This window comes from Aeromonas veronii bv. veronii (genome assembly GCF_000820225.1).
Classification (GTDB): Bacteria; Pseudomonadota; Gammaproteobacteria; order Enterobacterales; family Aeromonadaceae; genus Aeromonas; species Aeromonas veronii.
On sequence record NZ_CDDK01000002.1, the window covers coordinates 67,539 to 84,056 of the forward strand.

Annotated in this window: 12 protein-coding genes; 8 read left to right on the forward strand and 4 right to left on the reverse strand. The window is 62.7% G+C overall.

What is annotated here, in order from left to right:
- Nucleotides 1–22: 22 nt before the first annotated feature.
- The 6 genes from BN1139_RS00295 to BN1139_RS00320 are packed head-to-tail and all read left to right on the forward strand — an operon-like array spanning nt 23 to nt 8,513.
- On the forward strand, nt 23–1,063 hold the full coding sequence (locus BN1139_RS00295; protein ID WP_005350351.1) for an efflux RND transporter periplasmic adaptor subunit: 1,041 nt from the start codon (nt 23–25) through the stop codon (nt 1,061–1,063).
- Complete coding sequence (locus BN1139_RS00300) at nt 1,056–4,232, forward strand: efflux RND transporter permease subunit (RefSeq protein ID WP_005350353.1); 3,177 nt, start codon at nt 1,056–1,058, stop codon at nt 4,230–4,232. Before BN1139_RS00295 ends, BN1139_RS00300 begins: the two co-directional genes overlap by 8 nt.
- A 27-nt stretch (nt 4,233–4,259) precedes the next feature.
- Nucleotides 4,260–5,399, forward strand: coding sequence for an efflux RND transporter periplasmic adaptor subunit (locus tag BN1139_RS00305; protein WP_005350357.1), 1,140 nt, complete (start codon nt 4,260–4,262; stop codon nt 5,397–5,399).
- Nucleotides 5,392–6,099: an ABC transporter ATP-binding protein gene (locus BN1139_RS00310; RefSeq protein WP_005350376.1), complete on the forward strand. Its 708-nt coding sequence runs from the start codon at nt 5,392–5,394 to the stop codon at nt 6,097–6,099. Before BN1139_RS00305 ends, BN1139_RS00310 begins: the two co-directional genes overlap by 8 nt.
- On the forward strand, nt 6,100–7,314 hold the full coding sequence (locus BN1139_RS00315; protein WP_005350379.1) for an ABC transporter permease: 1,215 nt from the start codon (nt 6,100–6,102) through the stop codon (nt 7,312–7,314).
- Nucleotides 7,314–8,513 carry an ABC transporter permease gene (locus tag BN1139_RS00320; protein ID WP_005350382.1) on the forward strand — a complete coding sequence of 400 codons (1,200 nt, stop codon included), beginning with the start codon at nt 7,314–7,316 and terminating at the stop codon, nt 8,511–8,513. Before BN1139_RS00315 ends, BN1139_RS00320 begins: the two co-directional genes overlap by 1 nt.
- 51 nt (nt 8,514–8,564) lie before the next feature.
- On the opposite strand, the gene BN1139_RS00325 is transcribed toward BN1139_RS00320, so the two are convergent.
- A complete protein-coding gene (locus tag BN1139_RS00325) occupies nt 8,565–11,027 on the reverse strand; it encodes a diguanylate cyclase domain-containing protein (RefSeq protein WP_005350384.1) in 2,463 nt (820 codons plus the stop codon).
- Between the two features lie 430 nt (nt 11,028–11,457).
- Between BN1139_RS00325 and BN1139_RS00330 the strand changes: the two genes are divergently transcribed.
- Nucleotides 11,458–12,474 carry a lipoate--protein ligase gene (locus BN1139_RS00330; protein WP_005350390.1) on the forward strand — a complete coding sequence of 339 codons (1,017 nt, stop codon included), beginning with the start codon at nt 11,458–11,460 and terminating at the stop codon, nt 12,472–12,474.
- 222 nt (nt 12,475–12,696) lie between these two features.
- Nucleotides 12,697–14,391: a pyridoxal phosphate-dependent decarboxylase family protein gene (locus tag BN1139_RS00335; protein ID WP_005350392.1), complete on the forward strand. Its 1,695-nt coding sequence runs from the start codon at nt 12,697–12,699 to the stop codon at nt 14,389–14,391.
- A gap of 144 nt (nt 14,392–14,535) precedes the next feature.
- Here BN1139_RS00335 and BN1139_RS00340 read toward each other — a convergent pair whose 3' ends face one another.
- The 3 genes from BN1139_RS00340 to BN1139_RS00350 all read right to left on the reverse strand — a co-directional run bounded on the left by BN1139_RS00340 (nt 14,536) and on the right by BN1139_RS00350 (nt 16,518).
- The gene (locus BN1139_RS00340; protein WP_005350394.1) at nt 14,536–15,165 is read right to left on the reverse strand and encodes an NAD(P)H-binding protein; all 630 of its coding nucleotides are present in this window, start codon (nt 15,163–15,165) and stop codon (nt 14,536–14,538) included.
- 184 nt (nt 15,166–15,349) lie between these two features.
- Nucleotides 15,350–15,688, reverse strand: a complete 339-nt coding sequence (bamE, locus tag BN1139_RS00345; RefSeq protein WP_005337980.1) for an outer membrane protein assembly factor BamE — start codon at nt 15,686–15,688, stop codon at nt 15,350–15,352.
- Nucleotides 15,689–15,813: 125 nt separating this feature from the next.
- Nucleotides 15,814–16,518: an Lcl C-terminal domain-containing protein gene (locus BN1139_RS00350; RefSeq protein WP_005350397.1), complete on the reverse strand. Its 705-nt coding sequence runs from the start codon at nt 16,516–16,518 to the stop codon at nt 15,814–15,816.

Here is a 16,518-nt window from a genome sequence, read left to right on the forward strand (position 1 = left end):
ACGCCAGGGAAGGAGAGTAATGATGGAAAAGATCCGGTTGCTGGGGATCACCTTGTTGGTGATGACATCGCAGGCCATGACATCCCCCCGGGCCTTTGCCGCGGACGGGGAGCCAGAGCCCTTGTTGACAGTGGTGCCACAGCCGGTGACCGACTGGCTGACGCTGGATGGCACCGTCAGTGCCATCAATCAGGGGACGGTGGCGGCCCAGACCAGCGGCCGGGTCTCCCGCATGCTGGTGGATGTGAACGATCAGGTGCAGGCGGGGCAGCCGCTGCTGGAGATCAGCGGCAAAGAGCAGTTTGCCGCCGTCACGGGTGCCGAGGCGCGGCTGGCCCGGGCGCAGGCTCAGCAAGTGGAAGCCGAGCGCCAGCTCGCCCGCTTTCAGGCGCTGATTGCCAAGGGGGTGATCACCCGCGCCCAGCTCGATAATGCCCAGGCGACGGATCGCTCCGCCCGTGCCGAGGTGAATGCTGCCGATGCGGCTCTCACTCAAGCCCGCGAGGCCTACGGTTATACCCGCATTCTGGCTCCCTATGCCGGGGTAGTGACCAAGAGGCTGGTAGAGCTGGGGGAGACTGTCGCCCCCGGTACCCCGCTGCTCTCCGGCTTCTCTCTCGACACCTTGCGGGTGGAGGTGGAGTTGCCCCAATCCGCCCTGACGCTGGCTCGTGAGCCTGCGGATGTGCAGGTGCTGCTGCCGGATGGCAAGTCTGTTACCCCGGTCAAATTGACCCGCTTCAACTATGCCGACAGCCAGAGCCACGCCTTCAGGTTGCGCCTCGACTTGCCGCCGCAAACCGCCGGGGTATTGCCCGGCATGTGGCTCAAGGTGCAGCTCAAGCAGGGTGAACGTCAGGTGTTGCAGGTGCCGGATCGCGCCCTGCTGCGGCAAGGGGAGTTCAATGGCGTCTATCTGCAGCAGCCCGCTGGCTGGGCCCTGACGCCGGTGCGGGTCGGCCATTGCGTCGAGGGACAGTGCGAGATCCTGGCCGGCCTGCAAGTCGGTGACAAGTTGGCCCCCGATGCCTGGGCGCAGCAGCAGGAGGTGGCCCATGAGTAGCGAGCTGAACGGCAACAAGGAGAGGCTGGGGCCTGCCGGTCGGCTGGCTGCGCTGTTTCAGGGCTCGGCCATCACGCCGCTGCTGGCGCTGTTGGGGCTGTTGCTCGGTCTGTTTGCAGTGCTGGTGACCCCCAAGGAGGAGGAGCCGCAGATCGATGTCACCTTCGCCGATGTCTATATTCCCTTCCCGGGAGCCAGCCCGGCTGAAGTGGCCTCTCTCGTTACCACCCCTGCCGAGCAGGTGGTCTCCCAGATAAAGGGCATTGATACCCTCTACTCTTTTTCCCAACCCGATGGCGCCCTGCTGGTGGTGGTGTTCAAGGTAGGGGTGAGCCGCGAGCAGGCCATCGTCGATCTCAACAACCAGCTCGAGTCCAACCGCGATTGGCTGCCACAGGGGATCGGGGTCGGTCAGCCACTGGTAAAACCCCGGGGGATCGATGATGTCCCCATCGTCAGTTTGACCTTATGGAGCAAAGATTGGAGCAAAGAGGGGAGCAAGCAACTGGGGGCTCCCGAGTTGACCCGGGTCGCCCATGAGCTGGAGACCGAACTCAAGCGCATTCCCGGTACCCGCGATATTTACACGCTGGGCAGCCAGAGCGCCGTGTTGCGGGTGATGCCGGATCCGGCGGCCCTCAGCGCCCACGGCATCAGCTGGGGCGAGCTGAGTCAGCGCCTTGCGGCCGCCAATCAGGTGGGCACCACACAGGCCATCGAGCAAGACAACAGTGAGATCAAGGTGCAGGTGGGGCAGTTCCTGCAAAGTGAGCAGGAGGCTAGAGAACTGGTGGTGGGGCTGCACGACGGCAAGCCGGTCTATCTGGGGGATGTGGCCAGGGTCTCTCTGGGTCAGGAGACTCCGACCAAGCGCAGCTGGATGGGGCTGGGGGATCGCAGCTATCCAGCGGTGACCCTGGCCATCGGCAAGCAGCCAGGCCAGAACGCGGTCGATGTGGCCAAGCGGGTGGAGGCGCGGGTCGAGAGTTTGCAGAACCGACTGATCCCGGCTGGCGTCGAGGTGACGGTGACCCGTGACTACGGCGTCACCGCCGAGACCAAATCCAACACCCTGATAGGCAAGCTCATTTTTGCCACCACGGCGGTGGTGCTGCTGGTACTGGTGAGCATGGGTTGGCGCGAGGCGCTGGTAGTTGGCGTTGCCATCGTCATCACCCTGGCGCTGACCCTGTTTGCCAGCTGGGCCTGGGGCTTTACCCTCAACCGGGTGTCGCTGTTTGCGCTGATCTTCTCCATCGGCATTCTGGTGGATGACGCCATAGTCGTGGTGGAGAACATCCACCGCCATCGCGGTTTGGGCAAGGGGGCGCTCAAGGATCTGATTCCGGGGGCGGTGGATGAGGTGGGGGGGCCGACCATACTGGCGACCCTGACCGTCATCGCGGCCCTGCTGCCGATGGCCTTTGTCAGCGGTCTGATGGGCCCCTACATGAGCCCCATCCCCATCAATGCCAGCATGGGGATGCTCATCTCCCTGCTGGTGGCTTTTATCTTCTCCCCCTGGCTGGCGAGCCATTTACTCAAGGGTGAGGTGCACGGTGCCCACGGTGAAGCCAAGGCGGGTCTTTTTCACCGGCTGATGACCCCTTTTCTGATCGGTGATGGCGCCAAGCGCGCCAGACGCAAGCTCTGGCTGGCGGTGTTGCTGCTGGTCGGGGCGGCTACCGCCATGCCGGTGGTGCAGTGGGTGGTGCTCAAGATGCTCCCCTTTGATAACAAGTCGGAATTTCAGCTGGTGCTCGATATGCCGGAGGGAGCCACCCTAGAGCAGACCGAGCGCACCCTGCTGGCGGTCGGGCGAGAGCTTGCCAAAGTGCCTGAGGTGAAGGATTACCAGATCTACGCCGGCACCGCAGCCCCCATCAATTTCAACGGGCTGGTGCGCCACTACTTTATCCGCAGCGGCGCCAACGTGGGGGATATTCAGGTCAATCTGGTGGACAAGCATGAACGGGATCGCAGCAGTCACCAGATTGCCCAGTCGGTTCGGGAGCCGCTGCAGGCCATCGCCAGTGCGGCAGGGGGCAACCTGAAAGTCGTTGAGGTGCCCCCCGGCCCGCCGGTCTGGTCCCCCATCGTTGCCGAGATCTATGGCCCGACTCAGGCCGCCCGCGAAGCGGCCGCTCGCGCCGTACAGGCCCGTTTTGTGGCCACGGCGGATCTGGTGGACGTGGATATCTATCTGACCGACTCGCAGCCCAAGTGGCGGCTGGTGGTGGATCGCAGCAAGGCGGCCCTGCTCGGGGTCGATCTCGGGGATCTGGTGAACACCCTCAATGGTGGGGTGGGTTATCAGGATGCCAGCTGGCTGCAGGGTCACGGCGCCAAGTATCCGGTGCCGATCCGCATCGAACTGGCTCCCGGTGACAAACGGGATCTGGCGGGCGTACTGGCCCTCAAGGTGCGCAGCCAGAGCGGCCAGTTGGTGCGGGTCTCCGAGCTGGTGAGTCGCCGTGATGAGGTGGCCCCCAGCTATATCATGCACAAGAACATGCAGCCCATGGTGATGGTGGTAGCCGACATGGGTGGCCACACCGACAGCCCGCTCTACGGCATGTTTGCCGCCGGTGCCGACATCGATTTGCCCCAATATTACGTGCAGCAGCCCGACAAGCTGGGGGAGGTGGCGCTGTTGTGGGACGGTGAGTGGAAGATCACCTACGAGACCTTCCGCGATATGGGCATCGCCTACGGGGTGGGGATGATCCTCATCTATCTGCTGGTGGTGGCCCAGTTCCGCTCCTATCTGGTGCCGCTCATCATCATGGCTCCCATTCCGCTCACCATCATAGGGGTGATGCCGGGCCACGCCCTGCTGGGAGCCCAGTTTACCGCCACCTCGATGATCGGGATGATCGCCCTGGCCGGGATCATCGTACGCAACAGCATCCTGCTGGTGGACTTTATCGAGCAGCAGCGCAGCGCCGGGGTGGCGTTCGAGCAGGCGGTGATCGAAGCGGCGCAGGTGCGGGCCAAACCCATCATGCTGACGGCGTTGGCGGCGATGATCGGAGCCCTGTTTATCCTCGATGATCCCATCTTCAACGGACTGGCCATCAGCCTGATTTTCGGGATCTTGGTCTCCACTTTGCTCACCCTGGTGGTGATACCCTTGCTCTATTATGCCCTGCTCTCCCGAAGCACATGACGGGAGTCACTAGCGAAAGGATGCGCGATGAAGAGAGGTTGGTTGTGGTGGGTAAGTAGCGCCGTGGTGGCGGTGGCTGCTGTGGCATGGTGGTGGCGACCGCAGCCGACGCCGATCAGACTGGCAGAGGTCGGGCGGGGGGATGTGCTGGTCACCGTGGTCAATACCCGGGCTGGCACCATCAAGTCGTGTCAGCGGGCCGGACTCAGTCTACCCGGTGGCGGAGTGGTGGAGCAGATCGCCGTCAAGGCCGGGGAGCGGGTAGCCCGGGGAGATCTGCTGCTGACCCTCTGGAGTGACGATATTCACGCTGATCTTGCCCGGGCCCGTGCCCAGCAGGCCCTTGGCAAGACCCAGCGCGAGGAGCGTTGCAGCGAGGCGGCCTACTACGAGCGGGAGGCCAACCGGCTGGCCACCTTGCTGGCCAAAAACCTCACCTCTCGCACCCTCGCCGAGCAGGCCCAGAATCTGGCCGATACCCGCCGCTATGTCTGTCAGGCATCCCGTCAGCAGGAGCGGGTCGATGAGGCGCAGGTTGCCCAGGTGGAGGCCCGCTTGAGCGAGCGCCGCCTGCAGGCGCCGTTTGCTGGCGTGGTGGCTGAGGTCAACAGCAAGTTGGGTGAATATATGACCCCCTCACCGCCCGGAGTAACCATGCCTCCGGTGATCGATCTCATCGACGATCGCTGTCTCTATGTTTCAGCCCCCATCGATGAGGTGGATGCTGCCCGCCTCAAGGTGGGCCAGTCTGCCCGGGTACTGCTCGATGCCATGCCCGGGCGCGATTTTGCCGCCACCGTCACCCGTATCGCCCCCTATGTTAAGGAGTTGGAGAAACAGGCCCGCACCGTGGAGGTGGAGGCGGCGCTCACTGCCCTGCCCACCGATGTCCCCCTGCTTATCGGCTACAGCGCCGACCTTGAAGTCGAGGTGACCCGCGCCACCGATGTGCTGCGGGTAGCGGCCAGCAGCCGGGCCGACGATGGCAGCGTGTTGCGGCTGGAAGGGGATACGCTGGTGCGGGTGGTGCCCCGTTGGGGGGTGGAGAACTGGAACTGGATTGAGGTGGCCGAGGGGCTCGCTGCCGGTGATCGGCTGGCAGCCCAGCCCGGACAGATTGTCGGGGAGGGCCCTTTCAGCGCCGCTACGGAGCAGACGGATGAGTGATCTCATTCGCCTTGATGCAGTCAGCCGTCGTTTCACTCTGGGGGGGAGCGAAGTGGCTGCCCTCGACCGCGTTTCCCTGCGGGTTGCCGAGGGGGAGTATCTGGCGGTGATGGGCCCCTCGGGCTCCGGCAAATCGACCCTGCTCAATGTGCTGGGGCTGCTGGATCGGCCCGATGAGGGGCGTTACTGGCTGGGAGGGGAGGATACCGCCACTCTGTCAGAGCCGGCGCTGGCCCAGCTGCGCGGCCATCGCATCGGCTTCGTGTTCCAGTCGTTTCACCTTATCTCCCGCCTCACCGCCCGTGAAAACGTCGAGCTGCCGCTGATGTTGTGCGGGATCGCCCCCGCCGAGCGCCATCGCCGAAGCCAGCAGTTGCTGGGGGAGCTGGGGCTGGAGAACCGGGCCGGGCACCGCCCCGCCGAGCTCTCCGGCGGTCAGCGTCAGCGGGTAGCCATCGCCCGGGCCATGGCAATGGCGCCGCGGCTGATCCTGGCCGACGAGCCCACCGGCAATCTCGACTCCCGCTCCGGGGAGGAGGTGATTACCCTGCTTGAGGGGCTCAACCAGGAGCAGGGAATCACGCTGGTGGTGGTAACCCACGACCCGCGCCTCGGTGATCGGGCGGGCAGGCGGATCCTGATGAACGATGGCCGCATCAGCACCGACAGCATTGATAGCACTAATAGCGGCGGGGGCTGAATGCGGCGGCCCGATGTGATCCGCTTTGCCGCCGTGGCGTTATTGCGTCAGCGTTCACGGGCGCTGGTCTTGATCCTGGCGGTGAGTTTGAGCGTCACCTCTGTGCTGCTGCTCACCGCGCTGGGGGAGGGGGCGAGGCGCTATGTGGCCGACCAGTTCAGTTCCCTTGGCAAGGATCTGCTGGTGATGTTCCCGGGCCGCAAGGAGACCACCGGCGGGCTGCCGCCGGTCACCGGCAACAGTCTGCGGCAGATCACTCTCGATGACATGCACTACCTTGGCCAGCACCAGCCAAACGTGCGGCTGGTGCCGCTGGTGATGGGCTTTGCCGAGGCCAAACAGGGGGCGCGGTTGCGTCAGACCATGCTGCTTGGCAGCAGCAACGGGCTGCGTGATACCCACGGGCTGACGCTGCTCTCCGGCCGCTGGCTGCCGGGGGATGCCGCAGAGGATCGACCGGCCGTCCTGCTCGGGGCCAAGGTGGCCCGTGAGTTGTTCGGTCAGGTCGATCCGGTCGGCCAGTGGCTGCGTTTTGACAATCGCCGCTTTCGGGTTGTGGGGGTCTTCACCAGCCAGAGCAGCAATCTGGGGATGGATATGGCCGAGGCCGCGCTGATCCCGGTCGGTAGCGCCATGCGGCTGTTCAATACCGAGGGGCTGTTTCGGCTGCTGATCCAGCCGCTGGCGGGGCAAGCCGTGCCCCCGCTGGTCAAGCGACTGGAGCAGTTGATGCAGGCGCGCCACGGGGTGCTCGATGTGACCGTGGTGCGCCGTGACGCCATGCTGGCTACCTTCTCCACCATTCTCTCGACCCTCACCCTGGCGGTTGCCGGCATCGGCGCCATCAGCCTGCTGGTCTCCGGCATCATGATGATGAATCTGGCGCTGATCAGCACCCGCCAGCGTACCGGCGAGATCGGCCTGCTCAAGGCGCTGGGGGCCGACAGTCGCCAGATCCGCCAGCTGTTTTTGTGGGAGGCGCTGTTGCTGAGCGGCAGTGGCGCGCTGTTTGGCACGGTCTTGGGCTATGCCCTTGTTGCCCTCGCCGGAGTGATTTGGCCCGGATTTCCGGCGGCGGTCCCTCTGCTCGCTACTTTCTGCACCATACCGGCGGCCCTGCTGACCGGGCTGTTTTTTAGCTGGCTGCCCGCCTCCCGGGCGGCACGGCAAGATCCGGTCAGCAGCCTGCGCAGCGGGCAGTGGAGCGGTGGCTGATGCGCGCCGCCGATCTGCTGTTCTGGCTCTGGCGCGCCTTGCTGGCAGGGCGCAGTCGCAGCCTGCTGTCGGCGCTGGGCATTGCCATCGGGATCGCCTCGGTGACCCTGCTCACCGGCATCGGCGAGGGGCTCAGGCTCTATCTGCTCGACAGCTTCTCCCAATTTGGCACCCGGCTGATCGCCGTGACCCCGGGCAAGACCGAAACCGCCGGCGGCCCGCCCGGCATCCTCTCCAGCAGTCGCCCCCTGCTGCTGGAGGATGCCGATGCCCTCGCAAGATTGGCAGGGGTAGAGGCGGCGCTCCCTGTGGTGCAGGGGCAGGGGGAGGTGCGCAGCCGCGGATTGACCCGCAGCACCGCCATTCTGGGCACAGGTCCGGCGGCGCTCTCCGGCTGGTGCCTCACCCTGGTGCAGGGGCGTTTTCTGCCTGCGGATGACAGTGCCATGCCCCGCGCCTATGCGGTGCTGGGGGCCAAGGTGGCGGCTGAGCTGTTTCCCGGTGGCGATGCGCCGGGCAGTTTGCTGCGGGCCGGTGATCGCCGTTTTCGGGTGGCCGGGGTGCTGGCTCCCAAAGGGCAATTTCTCGGCTTTGATCTGGACGACATGATCTATCTGCCCGCTGCTCACGCTCAGGCGCTGTTCAACAAGGAGGGGCTGCAGGAGATCGACGTCATCTATCGCGCCGGGCAGGCGGAGGCCGAGATCACCGCCCAGATCAGGCGGCTGCTGATCGCCCGCCACGGCGCCGAGGATTTTACCCTCACCTCCCAGCAGGACATGCTGACCAGCCTCGACAAGATACTCTCCATCATCAAGCTGGCGGTTGGCGGGCTCGGCATTATCTCGCTGCTGATCGGGGCGGTCGGCATCTTCAGCATCATGAGCATCGCCCAGCAGGAGCGGATCCCCGAAGTGGGCTTGCTGATGGCGCTGGGCTGCCCACGGCGGCGCATTCTATTGCTGTTCCTGCTCGAAGCCGTGGTGCTGGCGCTGCTGGGCGGAGCCATGGGGCTGGCCCTGCTCGGCGGGCTCAAGCTGCTGCTCACCCTGCTGGCGGCCGGCTTGCCGCTTACCCTCCATCCTCTCTATCTGCTGCTGGCGCTCGGTTGCAGCGCCCTGGTCGGTCTGCTGGCCGGGGTCGCTCCTGCGCTGCGGGCAGTGCGTCTCGATCCCGTGGTTGCCCTGCGCGGTGACTAGGTCGCCCCTTTCGCAAGAGGCTCGTTGCGCTCGGGTCTGAGCAGAGGGGGACTAGGCGACCACCTCCGCAACCGGCGCGTTGCGCTCAGATCTGAACAGGGGGAAGTAGCGGCGATCCGCCTGACTCATGTGGCCGACTACCAGCTCCTGAATGATGAAGTTGAGCAACTCGTCGTTGCCCAGTGTCCCCGCTTTGGCGGCGTGCAGCAGCTGGCTCGCCTTGTTGAGCAGTCGCTGGTGATCCTGACGGTGGCTGACGAGTTCCTGATAGTCGATCTCCGCCAGCATCTGCTCTTCAAAGGCGAAGTGATGGCGGGCCATGTCGAACAGGCTCTCCAGACTCTCCAGAAACGGGGCCGGAGCCTCGTGCTGATCTTTCATCCGCTCCAGCAGCCGGTTGGTCAATACGAAGAGCTGGCGATGCTCGGCATCGATGCGCGGGTGACCGCACTCGTGGCCGGGTTGCCACAGCAGGGCGCCCTGCTCGGGATCAAGGCCTTCGGTATAGAGGCAGACCCGGCCGCGGCCGCGATTCTTCGCCTGATACATGGCCTGATCGGCGTGGTGCATCAGGGTCTTGGCATCTTCCCCGTGCTCGGGATAGAGCGCCAGCCCGATACTGCTGGAGATGAGCAGCTCCTGCCCCTCCAGCTGGAACGGATGGCGCAGCTGCTGGTGCAGCTTGTCGGCCACCGCCAGCACTTCGTCGCCACTATCCGGCAGCAAGATAACGAACTCGTCGCCCCCCAGCCGTGCCACCAGATCCTGTTTGCGCACGCAGTGGCTCATCCGCTCGGCCACCATATTGAGCAGAATATCCCCGGTCTCATGGCCGAAGGTGTCGTTGATCGGCTTGAAGTGATCGAGATCGATAAACATCAATGCCAGCGGACGGGGCGTCTCCTGCTCCATCAGCTCCTTGAGCCGTTGCTGCAGCAAGCGGCGATTGGGCAGCCCGGTGAGGGGGTCGTAGAAGGCGAGGCGGCGCATCATCTCCTCCCGCGCTGCCCGCTCGGTGATATCCCGGGTGACCCCGAGGATCGCCTCCGGCTGGGCATTGTGGTTGCCATGGAGGGTGGTGATGGTCTCGGTCGCCACCAGATGGCCATCCTTGTGGCGCAGCTGGGTGCGAATGACCCGGCGGGTCTGGTCATGTTCCCCCCGCTGCCAAGCCTCCAGAGTGGCGGAGATCTCCTCGCGCAGCAGCTGCCTTGAGGCATCCGGTAGCAGCTGTTTGAGGGGCAGGGCAAACAGCTCTGGGGCCTCGTAGCCGCTCAGAGGAGTGATGGCCGGACTGACGTAGCGAAAGCGCAAGCTGGCGGCATCCATGGTCCAGATCACATCGGCGCTGTTCTCCGCTACGAAGCGATAGTGCTGCTCGCTCTGGGCCAGTTCACGGGTCAGCCGCTGGCGATCTCGCGCCTCCTGGCGCAGGCGCAGATAGAGGTGCAAGAAGATGCCGAGCAGGGTCATCAGGGTAAAGGTGATGAGCATGGCCACCGCCACGCTCTTGTCGAATAGTTGCCGTTGCTGGCGCAGCCGCTCCTGCGCCGGGTCGTAGATAAAGCGGTCGAGGTTGGGCAATACCGTGAGCATGCCCGCCTCCAGATAGGTTTTGGCGATCTGCAGCCAGCGCTCCTGCTGCATGTAGCCGGGTTCAATCAAATCCGGCTGCATCAGCTCTCTGGTTTCGCGAGCCTCGAACTCCAGCTGTTCACGGCCAGCCCCGGTCGGGTACTGCTCCATGATGAGGTTGATCATCTCTTCGGGGTGGTCCATCGCATAGCGCCACCCCTTGAGGCTGGCCTGCTGGAAGGCGTAGACCCGATCCTGTCGGGTGATCAGCTCCCGCTCGGAGGTAAACAGGTTGTCGCCGTAGAAGTCGAAGTCGATGGTGCGCGGACTGAAGACCCGATAGGGGATCCCTTTTTGTTGCAGATAGAAGGGCTCGGTAGTGCTGTAGGCGCTGATGGCATCCACCTTGCCCGCCAGCAGTGCCTCTATCCCCTGTTTGTAGGGAAGGGTGACCCAGTCGCGGCTGCTGGTATGGTGGGAAAGGTAGGTCAGCAGCTCGTTGGAGCCCGGCTCCAGCATCAGTCGCTTGTTGGCCAGATCGGCCGGGTTGCGAATATCTGGCCGATCCAGCGTGAGCAGAACCAGCGGCGAGTGCTGCAGCAGGGCGGCGAGCACCACCACCGGACGACCGGCAGCCCGATCCAGCAGCAGATCACTGCCGCTGATGCCAAACTGGGCCTTTCCCGAGATCACCTCGCTGACCACATCGGTGCGGGAGTCCGCTTCGCGCAGTGTGACATGCAGACCGGCCTCCCGATAAAACCCTTTGGCGATGGCAGCGTAGTAACCGGCAAACTGGAACTGGTGTTGCCACGGCAACTGGACGATGACCTGCTCGCCGGCTCGCACCGGGGGAGAGGTCAGGGTCGCGATGACCATACCGACCAGCATTGGCATAAACCAGCTGAGGGGCTGGCGGGGGGCTGCGTTCTCCGTCATACAACGTTTCTCTCGGGAGCGGTGTCTAGGCTAGATTCAAGCAATTTTGTGTCACCTGCAAGGGGAGAAAAGGCGTTTGCAATGGGGTATAGGGGGGTTGGGAAGTCATTTTTGTGTCGTTCATCACACGGGATGGATACATGCCGTTTTTTTGCAAGTTATGTGACCAATAAGAGAGTCATATGGCCTATCGAAGTGGTCGCATTCTAGCCACTTTTTCCCGTTTTTATCGTTGTCATTGTGGCTTGACTGCATTTTTTCCGTGGTTGCACGTCAAGCTGTGTCGTTATATCAATAGATACTTTTATGGGGCGGTCAGGTGTGACGCAAATGTGTCGTGGCTGCTGCGCACCGGTTAATGTGCAACGGCTCAGTGATGGTACCCCGTCAGTGTTATCATGCTGTCCCCAGTTCCGGATAAGGTCTTTTTATGTCCCGCTTGCGTCTGCTTGTCTCCGACTCTCACGATCCCCTGTTCAATCTGGCCGTTGAGGAGTGCATCTTCCGCCAGATGGACCCCGGCCAGCGGGTGCTGTTCCTCTGGCGCAATGCCAATACCGTGGTGATCGGCCGAGCCCAGAACCCGTGGAAGGAGTGCAATACCCGCCACATGGAAGAGGAAGGGGTCACCCTGGCGCGTCGCAGCAGCGGTGGCGGCGCCGTGTTCCACGACCTTGGCAACAGCTGCTTCACCTTCATGGCGGGCAAGCCGGAGTATGACAAGAGCGTCTCCACCGCCATCGTGCTGGACGGGCTCAAGCGATTGGGGATCGAGGCGTTTGCCTCCGGTCGCAACGATCTGCTAGTGGCGACCCCGGACGGGGAGCGCAAGGTATCGGGGTCGGCCTATCGGGAGACTCTGGATCGCGGGTTCCACCACGGCACCCTGCTGCTGGATGCCGATCTCGGCCGCCTTGCCAACTACCTCAACCCCGACCCCAAGAAGCTGGCGGCAAAGGGGATCACCTCGGTGCGCAGCCGGGTGGCCAATCTGTGCGAACTGCAGCCGGGGATCGACCATCGACAGATGAGCGAGGCGCTGCAGGAGGCCTTCTTCCACCATTACGGCGCGCGAGTTGAGCCCGAGCATATCTCCCCGGAGCAGATGCCGGCTCTGCCGGGCTTTGCCGAGACCTTCGCCCGTCAGCGCAGCTGGGAGTGGAACTATGGTCATGCCCCGGCGTTCAGCCATCTGCTGGAGGAGCGGTTCAGCTGGGGCGGGGTGGAGTTGCACTTTGATGTGGAGAAGGGGGTCATCACCCGGGCACAGCTCTTTAGCGATACTCTGGAGCCGGCCCCGTTTGATCTGCTGGTGGCCGAACTGGCGGGTTGCGGCTATCGACCGGACGCTGTCGCCGCGCGTCTGCAGCCCTGGTTGGCGGCCTTCCCGCAGCAGCAGAGCGAGCTGGCGGAGTTTGCCGAGTGGCTGTTGGCCTCCCTGCGTTGAGGGGGCGCTGTGCTGATGGCGGTCTGGTAGTAAGGACTCTGTCAGCCTGGATGGGAGCAAGATCACGAAATATAAAGAGGCGCCTCAAAGGCGCCTTTTTGCCAGCCCTTGTGATGACTGATACATGACAAAAAGTAGGGTAGACCATTAGATATTGTCACTGTCGGCCCCGCTGTCTCAGGGGTATAACGGCCGCACATTTGCTGTACTAATGGTATAAAAATGAGTGACTTAGTTTATCTGCAAGACGAAAGCGTCAATGCCGTCCATCCCGATTTCTCCGCCCGTTTCGCCACAGTCAAAGCCAACTTTTTCTCGCGCAATCCCGATCTCTGGCCCGTTTTTCGCGAACCCGGATTTGCCACCCTCAACGAATTTCGGGCCCGTGGTCTGGCGCCGGATGCCCGTTTGAATGCCTGGCCTGATGGCCGCGCCCGCCTGGCCGATCTCTGCGAGACCATGCCGGTGCCCGCCACCATGCGTACCCCGGGCGAGCCCATGGCCGAGCTGCTGTTTGCCGCCGCGCTGTCGAAGGATTGGGAGAACCCCTCCAGCGTCGAGAACGTCATTACCATGTCGGCAGATCCCGCCATCTACGGCGCCCAGCTGGGCATTCTGGCCAACCCCAATCTGGTTTACTCCGAATATGCCGGAGTGGCCGAGGAGCTGGAGAAGAAGGTGGTGCGCCAGATTGCGCTGCTGGCAGGCTATGACCCCGAGCGGGCCACCGGCATCTTCACCCAGGGGGGAACCTTCTGTAACCTCTACGGCTACCTGCTCGGCATTCGCAAAACCTTGCCGGAGGCCAAGCACAAGGGGCTCGGTCACTATCAGGATTACCGCATCATCAACTCCCAGGGGGGGCATTACTCCAACATCACCAACCTCTCCCTGCTCGGGGTCGACATCGAGAACAAGACCATCCGCATTCAGGTCGGCGAGAACAACGACATCGATCTCGACCACCTCGAGCGCACCCTGACCGCCTGTTTTGCCCTCAAACACGTGGTGCCCACCATCATGCTCACCATGGGCACCACCGACACCTTCGGTGTGGATCAGGTGAAACCCGTGTTCGAGCTGCGCAATCGCCTCTGCGAGCAGTTCGAGGTGGCGGTCAAGCCCCATATCCACGTCGATGCCGCCATCGGCTGGTCGATGATCTTCTTCCTGGGCTACGACTTTGCCGCCAACCCGCTCGCCATCAACAGCGCGACTCTGGCGGGGATCGAGCGCAACGTGGCGCGCTTTGCCGAGCTCAAATATGCCGACTCCTTCACCGTCGACTTCCAGAAGTGGGGCTATGTGCCCTACACCTCCAGTCTGGTGATGATCAAGGAGCAGGATGACCTCAAGGCGATGGAGAATGACCCGGAGAACTTCTCCTACTTCGAGCGGGACATTCAGGGCCAGACCCACCTGCAATCCACCATCGAGTGCTCCCGCGGCGCGAGCGGTCTGTTCGGTGCCTATGCGGCGCTCAACTACATGGGGATCGAGGGATATCGCACCGTGCTGGCCCACTGCCTGCAAAATGCCAACTACTTCCGCTATCGCCTGAGCCAGCTTGGCAACGTCAAGCTGGTGGCGCAGGAGAATCAGGGGCCGAGCGTCGGCTTCAAGATCTACAACCCCGAGTGGGTGAGCGATCCGGAAGCCGAGTTCGCCTTCGAGCTGGCCCGCTCAAGCGACCCTGCCTACAAGGCGCGACTGCAGCGCAATACCGACTATCACCGCAGCCTGTTCAAGGGGCGCGGCAAGGTGGGGCTCTACACCAACTGGGTGGAGGCGGTGGCCCATTCCGACTATGACGCACGGGGCAAATACTCCTACATCGCAGGGGAGAAGGCGGTCTTTATGAATCCTGCCTGCACCCGCGAGCAGATCGACGCCTTTATCGACCATATTCGCGGTTGATGGCGGTTGCCCTGACTGCCGAGCGCAGCCTGTGATGGCAAGAGGCGGTCAGGGTACCTCGCCAATAGATAAACAAAGGGCAAGCCAATTGGCTTGCCCTGCTGTTTTTGCAGCACTGTGCGTAAGTAGTGGGGAAGAGCGGGCTCAGAGAGCCAGCAGTTGCTCGTTTTCGACAATTTCGCACCCGGCGGGCAGTTTCGAGAGGGCGATCATGGCGCGAGCCACCTGACGGGCCTCGATGGCGCGCCAGCGGGCGAGCTTGCCCACCAGCAGTGGCCGAAACAGCGGGTAGATGGTCTGAAAGATCTGCTCGGAGAGGCGCGGTGGCTGGCGATCCCCGAGCAGCATGGCGGGCCGCACGATGGCGAGCCGTGGCCAGGATTGGGCCAGCAGGGCCTGCTCCATCTCCCCCTTGGTACGCGGATAGAGCGCCGGGGACGATGTGCTGGCTCCCATGCTTGAGACCACGATGAGCCGTTGACAGCCGTGGCGGCGGGCCAGTTCGGCAAAGGCGACCACATAGTCGAGATCGACCCGGCGAAACGCCTCGGCAGAGCCCGCCTCCTTGCGGGTGGTACCGAGGGCACAGAAAGCGATATCGACCGGGCGGAAGAGGGTGACGCTGGCCAGATCATCAAAATTGACCGGCAGCCAGTGGTGCGCCTCCTTGCCCGGCTTGCGACAGAGCAGGGTCAGTTCATGTTCGGCAGGCAGTTGCTGCACCAGTTCGCGACCGATCAGGCCGCTGGCTCCGGCAATCAGGATCCGGCTCATGGGGATTCTCCCTGTGTCGTTCGATAATGTTGATGCCATGGTGGCTGTTCATCAGCATCAGGCAATTTGCGGGCAGCTGCAATGGTAGGAGATGACACGACATCCCCTGACAGGATAACGGGCAAGATAGATAGTGCGGAGGCTGGATAAAACAAAACCGGCGCGAGGCCGGTTTTGCGGGATATCAGAGCGGGGTATTGAAAGCTGCTGGCAGCGGGAAGTCACCCGTCACTGTGGTCAGCCTGTCATTGGCAAAGGTGACGGTGAGTTCTTTGCGTTCCTTGTCGCCGTGGCCTGGCTGGAATTCATAGAGGTAATACCAAGTGTTGGGGTCAAAGCCGTCGCGCAGCATGGGGGTCCCCAGCACATAGCTGACCTGCTCGCGGGTCATCCCCTGGCGCAGTTTGTCGACCTGTTTTTGTTCCACATAGTTGCCCTGGGGAATATCGATACGATAGACCAGGCTGCAACCGGAGAGGGTGAGGGCGGTCAAAGCCGCGGCAATCAGGTGTTTCATCCGCATATCGAGTTCAGATCATCCATTCAAGTCTTTTTACGCTGGCCGAATCATACCTACTCCCTTGGCGGAAGTAAAAAGCCAAGGCAAAAATAGCCAAAGGGAGTTAACCCCCTTTGGCCAGCATGGCATCATTCACTGTGGTTAGGGATTGGCCTGACGAGCCTAAGCATAGGTGCGCTGTAACCGCCTTCATTAAACACTTCATGTGATGGTTCGAACTGAAGGTAGTTGTATCCATCTCCGGAGGAACTGTCTGAAATAAACTGGAGCATGGTTAAGGCATTGCTTTGCTCGGTGAGCTTGTTGCAAGCCTGTGTCTGCTCTTCGGTCGGCTTAATATACTTATGGGTCACCGGATCATATCTGGCTTCACACGCACGCTGTTTGAGGGTTTCAGTATCTGCGGCCAGCTGAGGGTCTGGAAAGCCCACTGCGCTGTAGGTACCAGGTTGGCACTGAGGGTTGTAGAGGGTAAACAGCTCCTTGATGTCTGGGGCCCGCCAAGGGTGTGCAGGGGTGTTCAGCCGGTCGTTGGCCTGCATGATGATGGTCATCAAGGGGTTGTCACTCGGGTTTGCTCTGCTGTTGATCACCTCAGGCATGCCTTCACAGCCAGAGCCATTATCACTGACTTGTTGGCCGTAGGGGCAGTAGAGCCACTGCAGACCGGTGGCTCTGTCGTTGACCACCTGCAGCTTGCCTTCGGCCGTGTCGATCAGTTCGCTAACGAAACGGGTATCATCGTCCTGATAGCCAGGCAGACATACACGGGCCAGGCTTGCTACTGGCAACAGGGCGGCAGTTAGTAACAGAGGGAAGAGATAGTGGTGCAT